The sequence below is a fragment of the Altericroceibacterium endophyticum genome, assembly GCF_009827595.1.
Taxonomy (GTDB): Bacteria; Pseudomonadota; Alphaproteobacteria; order Sphingomonadales; family Sphingomonadaceae; genus Altericroceibacterium; species Altericroceibacterium endophyticum.
In genome coordinates this window covers 552,140-568,043 of record NZ_WTYT01000001.1, presented here as the reverse complement: position 1 = coordinate 568,043, position 15,904 = coordinate 552,140, and the positions used below count along the sequence as shown (strand labels likewise).

16 protein-coding genes, 2 tRNA genes and 1 riboswitch are annotated in these 15,904 nt (G+C 56.5%); of the genes, 11 read left to right on the top strand and 7 right to left on the bottom strand.

What is annotated here, in order from left to right; all coding sequences use genetic code 11:
- Positions 1 to 3: 3 nt before the first annotated feature.
- Together purF and GRI91_RS02790 are read right to left on the bottom strand one after the other, a co-directional pair.
- Positions 4 to 1,470 (bottom strand): amidophosphoribosyltransferase, encoded by a 1,467-nt coding sequence (gene purF, locus GRI91_RS02795; RefSeq protein ID WP_160735079.1) that lies wholly within the window; start codon positions 1,468 to 1,470, stop codon positions 4 to 6.
- Positions 1,471 to 1,749: 279 nt separating this feature from the next.
- The gene (locus GRI91_RS02790; protein ID WP_160735078.1) at positions 1,750 to 2,313 is read right to left on the bottom strand and encodes a TMEM165/GDT1 family protein; all 564 of its coding nucleotides are present in this window, start codon (positions 2,311 to 2,313) and stop codon (positions 1,750 to 1,752) included.
- A riboswitch (yybP-ykoY riboswitch) is annotated at positions 2,314 to 2,498 on the bottom strand.
- Positions 2,499 to 2,651: 153 nt separating this feature from the next.
- Here GRI91_RS02790 and GRI91_RS02785 point away from each other — a divergent pair.
- Positions 2,652 to 2,879: a hypothetical protein gene (locus tag GRI91_RS02785; protein WP_160735077.1), complete on the top strand. Its 228-nt coding sequence runs from the start codon at positions 2,652 to 2,654 to the stop codon at positions 2,877 to 2,879.
- A 359-nt stretch (positions 2,880 to 3,238) separates the two neighbouring features.
- Positions 3,239 to 3,583 carry a hypothetical protein gene (locus tag GRI91_RS02780; protein WP_160735076.1) on the top strand — a complete coding sequence of 115 codons (345 nt, stop codon included), beginning with the start codon at positions 3,239 to 3,241 and terminating at the stop codon, positions 3,581 to 3,583.
- Between the two features lie 410 nt (positions 3,584 to 3,993).
- Here the strand turns inward: GRI91_RS02780 and GRI91_RS02775 are convergent.
- Positions 3,994 to 4,070: transfer RNA gene (locus tag GRI91_RS02775), tRNA-Pro, on the bottom strand.
- Between the two features lie 110 nt (positions 4,071 to 4,180).
- Here GRI91_RS02775 and GRI91_RS02770 point away from each other — a divergent pair.
- The 5 genes from GRI91_RS02770 (at position 4,181) to GRI91_RS02750 (ending at position 9,220) form a co-directional block, all read left to right on the top strand.
- Complete coding sequence (locus GRI91_RS02770; protein ID WP_160735075.1) at positions 4,181 to 5,137, top strand: thymidylate synthase; 957 nt, start codon at positions 4,181 to 4,183, stop codon at positions 5,135 to 5,137.
- An 82-nt stretch (positions 5,138 to 5,219) separates the two neighbouring features.
- Positions 5,220 to 6,497, top strand: a complete 1,278-nt coding sequence (locus tag GRI91_RS02765) for a 3-methyl-2-oxobutanoate dehydrogenase (2-methylpropanoyl-transferring) subunit alpha (protein ID WP_160735074.1) — start codon at positions 5,220 to 5,222, stop codon at positions 6,495 to 6,497.
- A 62-nt stretch (positions 6,498 to 6,559) separates the two neighbouring features.
- On the top strand, positions 6,560 to 7,558 hold the full coding sequence (locus GRI91_RS02760) for an alpha-ketoacid dehydrogenase subunit beta (protein ID WP_237437647.1): 999 nt from the start codon (positions 6,560 to 6,562) through the stop codon (positions 7,556 to 7,558).
- Positions 7,559 to 7,563: 5 nt separating this feature from the next.
- Positions 7,564 to 8,922, top strand: a complete 1,359-nt coding sequence (locus tag GRI91_RS02755) for a dihydrolipoamide acetyltransferase family protein (RefSeq protein ID WP_160735072.1) — start codon at positions 7,564 to 7,566, stop codon at positions 8,920 to 8,922.
- A 221-nt stretch (positions 8,923 to 9,143) separates the two neighbouring features.
- Positions 9,144 to 9,220: transfer RNA gene (locus GRI91_RS02750), tRNA-Asp, on the top strand.
- Positions 9,221 to 9,393: 173 nt separating this feature from the next.
- On the opposite strand, the gene GRI91_RS02745 is transcribed toward GRI91_RS02750, so the two are convergent.
- The 4 genes from GRI91_RS02745 to GRI91_RS02730 all read right to left on the bottom strand — a co-directional run bounded on the left by GRI91_RS02745 (position 9,394) and on the right by GRI91_RS02730 (position 10,946).
- The gene (locus GRI91_RS02745; RefSeq protein ID WP_160735071.1) at positions 9,394 to 9,606 is read right to left on the bottom strand and encodes a DUF2842 domain-containing protein; all 213 of its coding nucleotides are present in this window, start codon (positions 9,604 to 9,606) and stop codon (positions 9,394 to 9,396) included.
- Positions 9,606 to 10,190, bottom strand: coding sequence for a 5-formyltetrahydrofolate cyclo-ligase (locus GRI91_RS02740; RefSeq protein ID WP_160735070.1), 585 nt, complete (start codon positions 10,188 to 10,190; stop codon positions 9,606 to 9,608). Before GRI91_RS02740 ends, GRI91_RS02745 begins: the two co-directional genes overlap by 1 nt.
- Positions 10,191 to 10,413: 223 nt before the next feature.
- Positions 10,414 to 10,767 carry a cell division protein ZapA gene (zapA, locus tag GRI91_RS02735; protein WP_160735069.1) on the bottom strand — a complete coding sequence of 118 codons (354 nt, stop codon included), beginning with the start codon at positions 10,765 to 10,767 and terminating at the stop codon, positions 10,414 to 10,416.
- On the bottom strand, positions 10,764 to 10,946 hold the full coding sequence (locus GRI91_RS02730) for a hypothetical protein (RefSeq protein WP_160735068.1): 183 nt from the start codon (positions 10,944 to 10,946) through the stop codon (positions 10,764 to 10,766). Before GRI91_RS02730 ends, zapA begins: the two co-directional genes overlap by 4 nt.
- A gap of 220 nt (positions 10,947 to 11,166) precedes the next feature.
- Here GRI91_RS02730 and tkt point away from each other — a divergent pair, with 220 nt between their 5' ends.
- Genes tkt through GRI91_RS02710 form a run of 4 tightly spaced genes read left to right on the top strand, consistent with a single transcriptional unit; the run spans position 11,167 to position 15,859 of the window.
- On the top strand, positions 11,167 to 13,155 hold the full coding sequence (gene tkt / locus GRI91_RS02725) for a transketolase (RefSeq protein WP_160735067.1): 1,989 nt from the start codon (positions 11,167 to 11,169) through the stop codon (positions 13,153 to 13,155).
- Between the two features lie 15 nt (positions 13,156 to 13,170).
- Positions 13,171 to 14,178: a type I glyceraldehyde-3-phosphate dehydrogenase gene (gene gap, locus GRI91_RS02720; protein ID WP_160735066.1), complete on the top strand. Its 1,008-nt coding sequence runs from the start codon at positions 13,171 to 13,173 to the stop codon at positions 14,176 to 14,178.
- Positions 14,179 to 14,189: 11 nt separating this feature from the next.
- Positions 14,190 to 14,657 (top strand): MOSC domain-containing protein, encoded by a 468-nt coding sequence (locus GRI91_RS02715; protein ID WP_160735065.1) that lies wholly within the window; start codon positions 14,190 to 14,192, stop codon positions 14,655 to 14,657.
- Positions 14,654 to 15,859 (top strand): phosphoglycerate kinase, encoded by a 1,206-nt coding sequence (locus GRI91_RS02710; RefSeq protein WP_160735064.1) that lies wholly within the window; start codon positions 14,654 to 14,656, stop codon positions 15,857 to 15,859. The genes GRI91_RS02715 and GRI91_RS02710 overlap by 4 nt, the downstream gene beginning before the upstream one ends.
- Positions 15,860 to 15,904 lie beyond the last annotated feature (45 nt).

The window sequence follows — 15,904 nt, the reverse complement described above, 5'->3', positions numbered from 1 at the left end:
CCTTTATTTGGCAGACAGTGATAATTGCGGGGAAGAGGGGCTTTCCCGATCATAAAGGTCGGTCAGTTTCGTCGGATAATCGCCGGTAAAACAGGCATCGCAATATTGCGGGCAGCTGTCATTGCGCCCATCGAGACCCACCGCGCGATACAGGCCATCGATCGACACGAAGGCCAGGCTGTCAGCCTGAATGAATTCACACATTGCGGCGACATCCATCCGGCCGGCCAGCAGCTTGGAGCGTTCGGGTGTATCGACACCGTAATAGCAGCCGTGACCGGTTGGCGGGCTGGCGACGCGGAAATGGACTTCCTTGGCGCCTGCCTCGCGCATCATCTGCACGATTTTCAAACTGGTGGTGCCGCGGACGATGGAATCGTCGATCAACACGATCCGCTTGCCTTCCACCAGGGCGCGATTGGCATTGTGCTTCCGCTTCACGCTGGAATGCCGGGCACTGTCCGAAGGCTGGATAAAGGTTCGCCCCACATAATGCGAACGGATGATGCCCAGTTCGAAAGGAATACCCGATTGCTGGGAATATCCGATTGCTGCCGGGACGCCGCTATCCGGAACGGGAACGACCAGATCGGTTTCTGCCGGGCTTTCCAATGCCAGTTGCACGCCGATCTGCTTGCGCGATTCATAGACGGAGCGTTCGTTGAACACGGAATCAGGCCGGCTGAAATAGACGTGCTCAAAGATACAGGGGCGCGATGGATTGGTCCCAAAAGGACGGTGCGAAACCACATTGCCATCGAAATCAGTCTGGATCAGTTCACCCGGTTCCACCTGGCGAATGAATTCCGCGCCAACCACGTCCAGCGCCACGCTTTCGCTGGCAAAGACAATCGCATCGCCAAGCTTGCCCATCACCAGCGGGCGGATGCCCATCGGGTCACGGCAAGCGATCATGCCAGTGGGAGTCATGCAAATCAGCGAATAGGCACCCTCCACCAGACGCAAGGCATCGACAAACCGGTCGAGCATGGTGGGATAACGGCTTGTCGCCACCAGATGGATGATGACTTCCGTATCCGATGTGGACTGGAAGATTGCGCCTTTTCGAACAAGGTCCGAACGCAAATGCAACGAATTGGAGATGTTGCCATTATGCGAAATGGCGAATCCGCCGCCGGCAAGTTCTGCATAGAGCGGCTGCACATTGCGGAAGCCAGAGCCACCCGTAGTGGAATAGCGGACATGCCCCATGGCAGTGTTACCCGGCAATTCGCCGATGGACTCGCCGGTCGAGAAATTGTCGGCAACCTGCCCAAGGCCGCGCCTTGTGAAGAATTCCGTGCCGTCAAAGCTGGTCATGCCGCAGGCTTCCTGCCCGCGATGTTGTAACGCATGCATTCCCAGAGCGCATACCGCCGCGGCATCAGCCGCACCGATTACTCCAAAAACGCCGCATTCTTCACGCAGCTTGTCGCCATTGTCGTCGAAAAAAGGATGAGTAAGATTCATAGGATCCCTAAGGGTCACCGAGCGCGGCCCCCCAATGACGATATTGCAGTCCGATTACAAGGGGCAGCCTGAAGCTGTGCACCAATGCCACGCGAAAAGATAACTGCCCGCATAGACAGGCCAGAGCGCCAGATTGCCTTCACGTGGCGAATTGTAAGCAGCGCAAGCCAGTTCGAGTATGATGCAGAGGATATAGGCTGTGGGCTTAACAAAGCAGAAATGGCCAGACGTGATGGATGTCCGGCCCCTTATCAGGCTTCTGCGGCGCTTCACCGCCAGTTACGTCATGGTTTTGATAAATAGCCAGACGCCAATGATGGCAAACATCGCTGCGGCAATCGCGCGAACCAGGGCCAGCGGCACTTTATCAATGATCTTTTGGCCCAGCAGTACCGCAGGTACATTGGCAATCATCATGCCGAGCGTGGTTCCGGCAGTCACCCACAGCACGGATTTGAATTGTGCGCCAAGAGTGATGGTCGCCAGCTGCGTCTTGTCACCCATCTCGACCAGGAAAAAGCTGATCAGCGTGGATGCGAACGCACCCATAGATCCGATTTTCTGGTCCTTCTCTTCCAGAGTGTCGGGAATAAGCGTCCAGCCAGCCATCAGGATGAAGGTGCCGGCGACAATATAGCGGAACCAATCACCATCGAGCAGAAAGGACGCGCGTTCCCCAACCAGCGCCGCGAGGCAGTGATTGGCCAGAGTTGCGATGAGAATGCCGGCAATGATCGGTATGGGGCGCCGAAAGCGCGCAGCGAGAACGATTGCCAGCAATTGGGTCTTGTCCCCAATCTCGGCCAGCGCCACGACGAGCGTGGAGGTAAGAAAGGCTTCCATGATTACTCCGAGCCGGGCGCAAGACACACAACGACACCGCACATCCTGCCCGGCCGGGAGGAGGTGTGATGTCATTGGTCTCGCCTGAATGCTTGCACATTCCACCAGCACCATGACCTCTCGGCCAAGTATGTTGACGCTGGAATCCGCCCGCAGGCGGTGGCTACTCCCCAGATGACCACGCGTCGATAACGGATCGACTGAGCATTTGAAAGGGGGTGATTGAAAAGAGTTTTGTCTGGGCGATTACAGGAACATATTGAAATAAAACCCGTTTCCTTTTCATCTTTAGGGGCAAGGCCGAATGGCCGCCAAGATGAAACCAGCAGGGGCAGGTAATGCATAATTATGTTCTGAGGCATCAAGCTGCGGACGATGCGGGCAGACCGATCGAATTTCAGGCCAAAAACGCAAGCAAGGCTTTAAGCATTGCAAAGCAGCAGCCGCATTCGGGGCCACTGGAACTGTGGCAAGATGGTGAACGGCTGTGTGTGCTGAGCGAACAGCGATTTGAAACCGGTGAAATCTGGACGATCCGGCAATCAGTCAGCGAAGATAGAAGCTGAAAATCCTCACCGTGCTAAAAGGTTCAGGCGGCAACGGAAAATGTGGTCGGAGGGGGATACGAACCTCCGACCCGTGCCTCCCGAAGAAAAGAGGCGTAACGATTGGCGCAGTTTTTTTGAAACTCAAGCGTCAGTCGTCGGCGGAACCTGACGCGAGAATGAGGCCGTCTACATAAATTTTCTCGCGAACAAAATCCTCATGATCCTGATGCTCAAGAATAGATGAAATATCTTATATCCCTGAGGGCGCCATTTTATGGTAGGAAGATTTAATTCATCACTTGGCAATCTGTATTATAGATAATTGGACGCAATCACTGAAGGAGCTTCGCGCTCAAAACGAATGGAAGAGAGTTTTGATGACTTTAAAATTTGTAAAAATGAGCGCGGTAATCCTGGTCGCAGCCTTGCTTTCACCAGTCCAGGCGTTTGCGGTGGAAAAGAATGCCAACAATAATACAGAAAAAGTCAATAAAAATAAAACTGAGCGTGAAGGCGCTAATGACTTGGGGGATGGGGCAAATATTCGAATTAGCAAAAAAGATGCTAATGTCGAAAGCGAAAAAGACGGGCGGGGCAGCTATACAACACGCCGGCGAGTAGTAGTTCTTAAGGGGGCCCATGAAGGTGGTGATCTTGATGGAAACTCAGCAAATAAAGATCAGAACATTAAGAAAGAGGGTGACCCGGACGCCAATCGTTAAGGTCTGGATACTCCACAATAGCTGAACGATGGGCTATGCTTGATAGCACCGTTTATGGCTCGAAGAGTGAAAGCAACACTTCAAATCGGGTTCTTACAGATCATTCAACTGTGCCGTCCATTGTGACATCAGTGTGCCGCAAAATGCCTCAGCTTGTCCTTGTGGTCCGCCTGTGATGGACGGCTGTGTCGGCTGAAGCTCACGCAAAGCCCACATTTCCTAATGTGCGCCCGTAGCTTGGCGGGATAGGGTGCCAGATTCCTAGCCTTCCGTGCAGCCTTACCTAAAAGGCCCTTCACGATAAGCTTTTCTCTGGCGCGCAATACGTGAGTACCCCGCAAGAGTGCGGGGTAACTGAAGCAGTAGCGTAAACCTAGTGAAGGTGAACCAACCAAAAATGGCGGAAAATGTGGTCGGGGAGAGAGGATTCGAACCTCCGGCCCCTGCCTCCCGAAGACAGTGCTCTACCAGGCTGAGCTACTCCCCGACCGGTGCAAACGCGAGCAATTAAGCTCTCTGCGCTGCGAGGCAGGCCGGCCCTATAGGAGGGTCTGACCGGACTGGCAAGGGGGCTTTTCTGTAGCTAGGGTGCTTTCTATGGAAATGTCTATCTCGCACACCGATTCCGCCCATCCCGGCCATTATGAATGGCAGTATCTCGATCTCATGCGGCGCGTGTGGGAACAGGGCCATGAAAGGATGGATCGTACTGGGGTCGGCACGCGATCCCTATTTGGCGCCATGATGCGATTCGACCTTGCTGACGGGGCCATGCCGCTGATCACCACCAAACGCGTTTACTGGAAAACAGCCACGCGTGAGATGCTGTGGTTTTTGACGGGTGACACGAATATTCGCGAGTTATGCGCTCAAGGCTGCGAGATCTGGACCGACTGGCCGCATGCCCGTTTCGTCAGGGAGACGGGTGAGGAAATCTCGATGGAGGATTTTTCCGCACGAATCGTCGCAGATACCGATTTTGCCGCCGATTGGGGGGAGCTTGGTCCGGTATATGGCAAGCAGTGGGTCGACTGGCCGAGCTACGAGCCTGCTGAAGATGGACTGTTTCGAAAGGGACCGGGCGTTAATCAGGTTTCTGCGGTGGTGGATGGTTTGCGCAACAATCCGTCCAGTCGGCGCCATATTATCGAAGGCTGGAATGTCGCTGAACTGGATGGAATGGCTTTGCCGCCATGCCACAAAACCTATCAATTCCATGTGGGGGAGGGGCGCCTCAATTGCGCACTCTATCAGCGTAGCTGCGATATCGCCTTGGGGCTGCCATTCAATCTCTGGTCGGGGGCACTGCTGCAGCGCATGATTGCCCAGCAAGCTGGGCTGGAGCCCGGCGAGTTCGTATGGATGGGCGGCGATGTGCATTTATATCTGAACCATGCCGATCTGGTGGAGGCGCAATTGCAGCGGGAACCGGCCGGTAATCCAACGCTTGATGTAATAAGAAAGCCAGACAGCATCTTTGGCTATCGTATCGATGATTTCGCGGTTTCGAATTATGAGCCGCAGCCCGCATTAAAGGCGCCGGTCGCGGTCTGAGCCTTTCTGTTATAGCGCATTGACGTTTCATTTCAGAGTAATAATATAACGACAAAATATGGTATAATTTCTGGAGAGTGAGATGGCCGAAGGCGATGGATCTGGCAAAAACCGCCCCCGCTTGGCGTTGCATGTGCCTGAGCCCAAATATCGCCCCGGCGATGTTGCGGACTTTTCCCATCTGGATATTCCGCCCGCCGGAAAACAGAAACGGCCGGATGAGGCATGTGCCGCCGCAGACACCAATCCGCTTTGTACCGACCTTATCCGCGTGCTGGGGGATGATGATCAGGCCCATGGCCCGTGGGACCCTCGGCTCAGTGCTGACAAGATGCGCGCGATCCTGCGAGATATGGCGCTGGTCCGCATTTTCGACGAACGGATGTATCGCGGACAGAGGCAGGGCAAGACCAGCTTCTACATGAAATGTATCGGGGAGGAGGCAACATCGGTTGCCGCTGCCCATGCGCTGGCGTTCGACGATATGGTCTTCCCGTCTTACCGGCAGCAGGGCGTGCTGATGGTGCGCGACTATCCGCTGATCGAAATGATCAATCAGATCTATTCAAACAAGGCCGACAAGTTGAAGGGTCGGCAACTGCCGATCATGTATTCCAGCCGGGAACACAGTTTCTTCAGCATCTCGGGCAATCTGGCGACGCAATATCCACAGGCTGTCGGCTGGGCCATGGCCAGCGCGATGCAGGGCGACAGCCGGATTGCGGCAACCTGGATGGGTGAAGGCTCCACAGCGGAGGGTGATTTCCACTCCGCTCTGACCTTTGCTGCAGTCTATAACGCACCGACGATCTTCAACGTGGTCAACAATCAATGGGCCATTTCGAGCTTCTCCGGTTTTGCAGGGGCTGAGCGAACGACCTTTGCCGCGCGCGCGATTGGTTATGGAATTGCCGGCCTGCGGGTGGATGGCAATGATGCGCTGGCTGTCTATGCCGCGCAATTATGGGCCGCGGACCGCGCCCGTTCCAACGATGGCCCGACGCTGATCGAATTCTTCACCTATCGGGCCGAGGGACATTCCACATCGGACGATCCTTCTGCCTATCGCTCTGCGCAGGAGCAGAATGAGTGGCCGCTGGGTGATCCGATCACGCGGCTCAAAAACCATCTGATCGCGATTGGTGAGTGGTCGGATGAACAGCATGACGCCATGGACAAGGAACTGGATGAAAAAGTCCGTGCCGCCACCAAGGAAGCCGAAAAGAACGGCATTCTTGGCCATGGTCTGCATCATCCGTTCAAGACCATGTTTGAAGATGTGTTCGAGGAATTGCCCTGGCATCTGAAAGAACAGAGCGAGCAGGCCATAAGGGAGAGAGAACTGAAATGGCCGAAGTGAACAAAGCCGAAGCCGCCGTGGAAGACGAGACTGCGACAGCGCCGGGCGAGCGGCGGATCAATATGATCCAGGCGATCAATGAAGCGCTCGACATTATGCTCGACCGTGATCCTGATGTGATGGTGATGGGGGAGGATGTCGGCTATTTTGGTGGCGTGTTCCGCGCCACTGCCGGGCTGCAAGAGAAATATGGCCGGACGCGTGTGTTCGATACGCCAATCAGCGAATGCGGCATTATCGGCGTTGCGGTGGGGATGGGGGCCTATGGCCTGCGCCCCGTGCCCGAAATCCAGTTTGCGGACTATATTTATCCCGGCCTTGACCAATTGGTGAGTGAAGCGGCCCGGCTGCGATATCGTTCAGCTGCGGAATATATTGCGCCCATGACAGTACGTGCGCCCTTTGGTGGCGGTATTTTCGGCGGACAGACACATAGTCAGAGCCCGGAGGCGATCTTCGCCCATGTGTCGGGCATGAAAACGGTTGTGCCCAGCACGCCCTATGACGCCAAGGGTCTGCTGATTGCAGCTATCGAGGACAATGACCCGGTTATCTTCTTCGAGCCGAAGCGAATTTATAACGGCCCCTTTGACGGCTATTATGATCGTCCTGCCAAACCCTGGAAGAGCCATGCACAAAGCGTCGTGCCGGAAGGGTATTACCGTATCCCGCTGGGCGAAGCGCGGCTGGTGCGCGAAGGTGAGGCGCTGACGGTGCTGGCCTATGGCACCATGGTCCATGTGGTGGAATCCGTTTGCCGTGAGAAGGGCGTGGATGCCGATATTCTGGATCTGCGCACATTGGTGCCGCTTGATATCGAAGCGATCGAAAAATCCGTGAAGAAGACGGGCAAATGCATGGTCGTACATGAAGCGACCAAAACAGCCGGTTTCGGCGCGGAACTCGCCGCTCTGGTGCAGGAGCGCTGCTTCTACCACCTGGAAGCGCCGGTTCAGCGCGTGACTGGTTTCGACACTCCCTATCCCCACAGTCTGGAATGGGCGTTTTTCCCCGGGCCGATCCGCATAGGTGACGCCATTGACACAATTATGAGCGAGTGACGCACATGGCCCGCTTTACATTCAATCTCCCTGATATTGGCGAAGGTATCGCCGAGGCCGAAATCGTCCAGTGGCATGTGAAGCCCGGCGATACGGTGGAAGAAGACGCGCGCCTTGCGGATATGATGACCGATAAAGCCACGGTGGAAATGGAAAGTCCCGTCGCAGGCAAGGTTCTTGAAGTGGCCGGTGAAGCCGGTGAGATCATCGCCATCGGTTCTATGCTTGTGGTTATCGAAACCGAGGGGGAAGTCCCCGAGGATGTGAAAAAGGAAAATGAGGCGGTTGCCGCGCATGAAGATGCTGGCGATCAGACCAGCCCTCCAGCCGTTTCCGAACAAGAGGTTGCAGAGCGGATCGAGACGGAAACGCCAGACGCCTCCGACGTAGAAGACGCGGTTGAAGCAGATGGGCAGGATAGTGACCGACCAGAGCCAGAAACTGCTCCCACAGCACCATCGCCGGCCAAGCAAGAGCCTAATCAGCAGCAACGTAAAGTGCTCGCCAGTCCCGTGGTGCGTAAGCGGGCGCATGATCTTGGCGTCGATCTGTCCGATGTGCGTCCCGCCAAGGATGGACGGATACGGCATTCGGATCTCGATGCCTTTATCAGCTATGGCGATGCTGGCGGCTATTCCTCCGCCGGGCCGGCCCGTGCAGATGAAGACATCAAAGTCATCGGTCTGCGCCGGCGCATTGCGGAGAATATGGCTGCATCCAAACGCAACATTCCGCATTTCTCTTATGTGGAGGAATGCGATGTGACCGATCTGGAACGGATGCGTGCGGATTTGAATGGTGCAAGGGGGGATAAGCCCAAGCTGACCCTGTTGCCGTTCCTTATATCTTCACTGTGCCGGACATTGCCGGACTATCCGATGATCAATGCCCGCTATGATGATGATGCCAATGTCGTGACGCGGCATGGTGCGGTTCATCTGGGCATGGCGACGCAGACGGATACCGGTTTGATGGTGCCTGTGATCCGCAATGCGCAGGCGCAAAATCTGTGGCAGCTGGCACGTGAAATCCGCCGCCTTGCCGAGGCAGCGCGCGATGGCACGGCGAAAAAGGATGAATTGTCCGGTTCGACCCTCACCATAACGTCGCTTGGCCCGCTGGGCGGCGTTGCGACTACGCCGGTGATCAATCGGCCGGAAGTTGCCATCATCGGACCTAACCGGATTGTCGAACGCCCGATGTTCGTGGCCGATGGAATGGGCGGTGAACGGATCGAGAAACGCAAATTGATGAACATTTCGATCAGCTGCGATCACCGCGTCGTGGATGGATATGATGCGGCAAGCTTCGTTCAGGCGATAAAAAAGCTGATTGAAACACCGGCTTTGATTCTGACGGCCTGATTTATTTTCGATTATTTGGGACAGGGCCTCGCATCCACTCGGATGCGGGGCCTTTTTTACGTATAAGTTACGGTCTAAAAAAACGGCGGATTTGCGTGGGTTAGCGGGCCTGTGGATAGTTTTTTAATCTTAATTCAGAAAACTGGATGACAGAGCGTTGACAGGAATCGGAAGCTGGCCTAGTGGCCCCCTCACCCAAGCGGTGCACCACCCTTGAGAAAGCGGGTGTAGCTCAGTTGGTTAGAGCGCCGGCCTGTCACGCCGGAGGTCGCGGGTTCGAGTCCCGTCACTCGCGCCACTTGGGTAATTCATGACGAACATGACCGTTAACGGCGCCTTCGGGCGCCGTTTTCGTATGCGCTTCAAACGCGCGCGTGGCCCATCATTCGGGCGCCACAAAACAGGGCGCTCTGCGCCGCTGTCAGAGCGTCAATAAACGGAAAAGGTGTGGTTGTGGGTAGAGGGGCGGAATCAACCCCAGTGGCCTGTTTCCATCCAGATCAGGAAACGGCGCAGGGGCAGCAGCCAGATGATGCCTAGCACCAGATAGATAATGGTCTGCACCAACACAGGCAGCATTCCGATCCAGTCGGACGCAGCTGCGATGGCAAGGCCATAGAGCGCGAGTCCTGCCACCAGCATCAGGATGCCGAATGGAATTCGCCAGGTGGGTTTTTCGCGCATTAGAAAGGTCCGTAAAAGCGGCTGGGCGTAACGATCGCCGTTAACGGCACGTCATGTGGCTCCAGCGGTAACATGTCCACTTTCTGGATGTCCCAGGCGAGGCCGATTGTGGTTACCTGCGGGTGAGATTGCAGCCAGGTATCATAATGGCCAGCGCCCTGTCCCATCCGCTCCCCTCTTTCGGTAAAGCCGACCAGCGGGGTAATCAGGATGTCCGGTACAACAATCGGTTGATCACCGCTTGGCTGAGGGCCAAAGGGCCCTTCTTCCAGCGCCTCTTCCACATAGGGATTGTCCCATGAACGGAACTCCATCGGCGCAGAGCGGTCGGTGAAAGCGGGCAGGGCAAGCGGGTGTCCCTGATCATAGAAATAGCGCGCATAACCCGCCGTTGGCGCTTCTCCGGCCACAGCAACATACAGGCCGATCGTAGCACCTTCAGGCACCAGATCCAGCAGTGGGGCAGGGGGACGATTGAGGATGAGCGCGCGAATGGATGTGGGCAGGGCGGCATCATGCGCCTTGCGCGCCTCGCGCAGTTCTTTGCGCAGGGCCTGTTTACGGTCTTTTGGTGATGCGCTCATGCCTCTCCCTCCGAGCATGCCGGCGATAAGCGGCAAAGGTGACGGGACCACCATGGGTCGTTTGCCGGGAAATCCTCTGACGCCTCGACGTCAGGTGGGGGCCATTTACGTCGGGCCGCAGGACAAACCCACCAGCCCGGGCAGGGACAGCCCCCTTTGGATTGCTTATAGCCTCAGGGATGTTCTCTAAAGCTCGTACCGGGCAGTACCCGTCAGGCCCTAGTTAGGGATTTGGTTTCATTTCCTCAAGACGGCTTGCGAGGCTTTCTAACAAGTCAGCAATTTTTTCCAGCGGCTCGGCGATTTCAGCGACATCCGGAGCGGCGGATTGTTCCGCTGTCGGGGCGGGAGCGGGAGGCGCAGAAGGAACCGCTGGCTCTTCCTTGTTTTCCAGCTCATCTGCGAGCAATAGCGCCGCGAAGAGCAGACTGCGCACTTCTGATTGGGCGCCGCGATTGGGCTGGCTCGACAGACGGGCATCAATCACTGCGCCCAATTTACGGATGTGATTTTCCTCACCTGCGGCGCAGGCCAGAGAATAGGAGCGGCCCGCGATGGTCAGCTGGACATTGCTCATGCTTCGGCTTTTCCGATCAGTTGATCCACTTCGGCGAGGATGCCCTGCATTTCTGTCTGCAACTTGCCATATTTCCGTTCTATCAGGCGTAACTCAGGAATATCCTGTGTTGCCCGGTCTATACGGGATGTGGCGGCCTCTATCCGGGCCAGGGCCGTGGTGATACGCGTTTGATCCATGCCGGGCGGTTAGCCGAAAGTTTCACGCGCGGCAAAGTGTTGCGCGGCAATACGCATTGTTTTGCAGGCTGATGGTGGGGCAAGGGGAGTTTTGGCCCGGATCGGCAGCGTAATTGGCTGTCCCTGCGCTTGACGGCGGGGCATGTGTCCGCAACAGAAGCCGGGCGCCGATTCGCACCAGAAATCCATCACCATCACGGCGCATTTAGGAGCCCGTTTCATGAGCCTCGAATCCAGCCGTCTCGCGCCCATGGCCAATGCCATCCGAGCGCTGGCGATGGACGCGGTCCAGGCCGCCAACTCCGGCCATCCCGGCATGCCTATGGGTATGGCTGATGTCGCCACTGTCCTTTGGTCAAAATATCTCAAATTCGATCCGGATGCCCCCAACTGGGCCGACCGCGACCGCTTCGTGCTGTCTGCAGGTCACGGGTCGATGCTGATTTATTCGTTGCTTCATCTGTCCGGCTATGAACAGCCGACGATGGAAGACATCCGCAATTTCCGCCAGCTGGGCAGCCCATGCGCTGGCCATCCGGAAAACTTCCTGATCGATGGCGTGGAAAGCACCACTGGCCCTCTGGGGCAGGGTCTGGCGATGGCGGTGGGCATGGCAATTGCCGAACGCCATTTGAACACTGAATTCGAAAGCGATCTGGTCGATCATCGCACCTGGGTGATTGCCGGCGACGGCTGCCTGATGGAAGGCATCAACCACGAAGCCATCGGTTTGGCTGGCCATCTTAAGCTCGGCCGGATGGTCGTGTTGTGGGATGACAATCAGATCACGATCGACGGCAAGACAGATCTTTCGACCAGCGAAGACATTAAAGCCCGCTACGAAGCCACCGGTTGGCATGTCGTAAGCTGTGATGGCCATGACTTCGCCGATATTGAACGCGCCATGGATGAAGCGGTGGCGGATGATCGTCCCTCGCTCGTCGCCTGCCGGACAATTATCGGCAAGGGCGCACCGACGAAGCAGGGCACATCTGCCACGCATGGTGCGCCGCTGGGTGACGAAGAAATTGCCGCCGTTCGCAAGGGCCTTGGCTGGGATGCCCAGGCTTTTGAAATACCCGAGGACATTCTTGCCGATTGGCGCGCGACCGGAGATTCCGGCAAGCAGGCGCATGCTGATTGGCGTGACCGTCTGGTGGAAAGCGACAAGGGCGAAGATTTCATGGATCGCATGAATGGCGATCTTCCGGATCTTCCTGACTTCGCCCAATACAAGGCTGATCTTGCGGCAGACAAGCCGAAGGTTGCCAGCCGCAAGGCAAGCGAGATGGCGCTGGGCGTGCTGACGCAGGAAGTGCCCGCTATGATTGGTGGCTCGGCCGACCTTACCGGCTCGAACAATACCAAGACACCATCGACCGGGCCGCTGACCGCAGACGATTATTCCGGTCGTTATCTTTATTACGGTATCCGCGAATTCGGCATGTCCGCCGCGATGAACGGCATGGCTCTGCACGGGGGTGTTATTCCCTATGGCGGTACATTCCTGGTCTTTTCGGATTATTGCCGCCCGGCCATCCGTCTTTCCGCCTTGCAGGAAGTGCGCGTCGTCTATGTCATGACGCATGATTCCATCGGTCTTGGCGAAGATGGCCCGACGCACCAGCCGGTGGAACATGTGCAGTCATTGCGCATGATCCCCAATTTGCTGGTGTTCCGTCCGGCTGATGCGCTGGAAACGGCGGAAGCCTGGCAGGTGGCGCTGGAGCAGGAGGATCGCCCATCGCTGATGGCGCTGTCGCGTCAGGGACTGCCGGCAATCCGCGATGATGCAGAGGAAAATCTGGTTGCCCGCGGTGCTTACCGGGTGAAGTCGGCTGCTGCAGCGCGCAAGGTCATTCTGATCGCAACCGGTTCCGAAGTATCGCTCGCGCTCGACGTTGCAAAGACGCTGGAAGATCAGAACATTGGCGCGGATGTGGTGTCCATGCCCTGCGCAGAATTGTTTGACGAGCAGGACGAGGATTACCGCAGCGATATCCTTCCCAATGCACAGCCCGACGAAATTCTGCGCGTTTCCATCGAAGCGGGCACCACTTTCGGGTGGGAACGCTATACGATGATGAACGGACTCAATATCGGCATCAATAGTTTCGGTGCTTCGGCGCCTGCTGGTGACTTGTTCGAAAAATTCGGCTTTACAGTCGAGGCAATTGTTCCGCAGATTCTTACAAAACTAAATAAGTAAACAGGAGTTCTGGAAATGGCGACGAAGGTATCGATCAACGGTTTCGGGCGGATTGGTCGGCTCGTGGCACGTGCTATACTCGAGCGGAACGATCACGATCTTGAGCTCGTGGCGATCAACGATCTGGCCGATGCCAAGGCCAATGCCTTGTTGTTCAAATATGACTCCTCCCATGGCCGCTTCCCCGGTGAAGTTACTTCGGATGGCAGCTCTATCACGGTGAATGGCAAGAAAATTGCCGTCACGTCGGAGCGTAATCCGGGCGATTTGCCGCATAAGGAGATGGGCATTGATATCGTGCTGGAATGCACGGGCTTCTTCCAGTCGAAAGAAGCCAGCCAGCCACATCTGGACGCAGGCGCCAAGCGCGTCCTGATTTCCGCACCCGCCAAAGGTGTGGACAAGACCATTGTATTCGGCGTCAATCACGGTGATCTGACCAATGCGGATATCGTGGTTTCCAATGCCAGCTGCACGACCAACTGCCTGGCGCCGGTGGCCAAGGTGCTGCACGAAACGGTCGGCATCGAACGCGGCATGATGACCACGATCCACAGCTATACCAATGATCAGCGTATTCTTGATCAGATGCATAGCGATATGCGCCGCGCACGCGCTGGTGCTGACAATATGATCCCGACCACCACGGGTGCTGCACGCGCAGTTGGTCTGGTTCTGCCGGAACTCAATGGCAAGCTGGATGGCAGTTCCGTTCGCGTGCCGACGCCAAATGTCAGCCTGGTCGACCTGACTTTCGTGCCATCGCGCGATACGTCGGTTGAAGAGCTGAACAACGCACTGAAAGCCGCGGCTGAAGGCCCGATGAAGGGCGTGCTGGATTATACGGATGAGCCGCTGGTGAGCAGCGATTTCAACCATTATCCCGCAAGCTCTACCGTCGATAGCCTCGAAACTGCCGTGATGGAGGGTAGGCTCGGCCGTGTCGTATCGTGGTATGACAATGAATGGGGCTTCTCCAACCGCATGATCGACACTGCTGGAGTGATGGCTGGCCTGCTTTAAGGTCTGCAATCATGCCGCAACAAACCGGAATACTCTCTGGGATAGCGCGGCATGATCAGCCGCGTGGTGAAATCGAAGTGGTCGCAACGGCCACTTCGGTTACGCCTGCGGCCGGTATTGAAGGCGATTATCGCGGCTCGCTTAAACCCGGCGCAAACAAACGCCAGATCTCGCTGATCGAAGCGGAAAGCTGGGATGCCGCGATCCAGCATATCGGCGTGGACCTGCCTTGGTGGATACGCCGCGCGAACTTGCTGGTGCAGGGGCTGCGTTTCCCACGTGAAGAAGGCACCATCATTGCCATAGGCGACAATTGCCGTCTGCAAGTGACCATGGAATGCAATCCATGCCCGCGAATGGATGAGATAGCGCCGGGCCTGCTCGATGCACTCAAACCCGATTGGCGGGGCGGATTGCTTGCCCGCGTGATCGCCGGCGGCATTATTGCGCCCGGCGACAAAATAAGGATCGAACAATGACCACCCAATTCAAAACGCTTGACGATGCTGGCGATCTTAGAGGCAAGGTTGCACTGGTTCGCGTGGATCTGAACCTGCCGATGCGCGACGGGGCGGTAACCGATCTGACGCGCGCCCGGGCCGTGGCACCGACCATTCTGGAGCTTTCCGACGCCGGCGCGAAGGTGTTTCTGCTGGCGCATTTCGGGCGGCCGAAGGGTGAACGCAATTCAACCATGTCGCTCAGCCTCGTGCAGGGCGCGGTTGAGGAAGTGCTGGGACGTGAAGTGATGTTCGTCCCTGAAATCTATGGCGACGTGGTCAAACAATCTGTCGGTATATTGCAGCCGGGCGGTATCGCTATGCTCGAAAATTCGCGTTTCTGGGCCGGTGAAGAGGCGAATGATCCAGCCTTTGCGCAGGCCATTGCGGAAAATGCCGATCTTTATGTGAATGACGCTTTTTCAGCCGCGCATCGGGCGCATGCCACCACTGAAGGGCTGGCGCATATATTGCCTGCCTTTGCCGGCCGCGCGATGCAGAAAGAGCTTGAGGCGCTTGAAAAAGCACTTGGCGAACCGGAGCGGCCCGTTGCGGCGGTGGTTGGCGGCGCCAAAGTATCGACCAAACTTGCCGTGCTGGAACATCTGGTCAGCAAGGTTGATCACCTGATTATTGGCGGCGGTATGGCCAACACGTTTCTGGCCGAACGCGGCGTGGATGTCGGCAAATCCTTGTGCGAACATGAGCTGAAAGACACCGTCACCCAGATTATGGATGCGGCAGACAAAGCGAATTGCACTGTCCATTTGCCCTATGATGTCGTGGTGGCGAAGGAATTCGCAGCCAATCCGGCAAGCTTGCGGACTTGCAATGTTCACGAGGTCGCTGCTGATGAGATGATCCTCGATATCGGTCCTCAGGCGGTAGAGGCTTTGGCCGATGCGCTTAAGACGTGCCGCACATTGGTATGGAACGGACCGCTGGGTGCTTTTGAAACAGAGCCATTTGATGAAGCGACCGTGAAATTGGCAAAAACCGCCGCTGCCTTTACCGTTGATGGGGCGCTGGTTTCGGTTGCGGGCGGCGGCGATACTGTGGCGGCGCTCTATCATGCCGGGGTTGCTGATGATTTCAGCTATGTTTCAACGGCAGGGGGCGCATTCCTCGAATGGATGGAGGGCAAGGAATTGCCTGGCGTCAAGGCGCTGACCCGATCATGAATTCTTTTCCGAAGTGTGGGCTTCGGAATTTCTATGCGTAGGAAC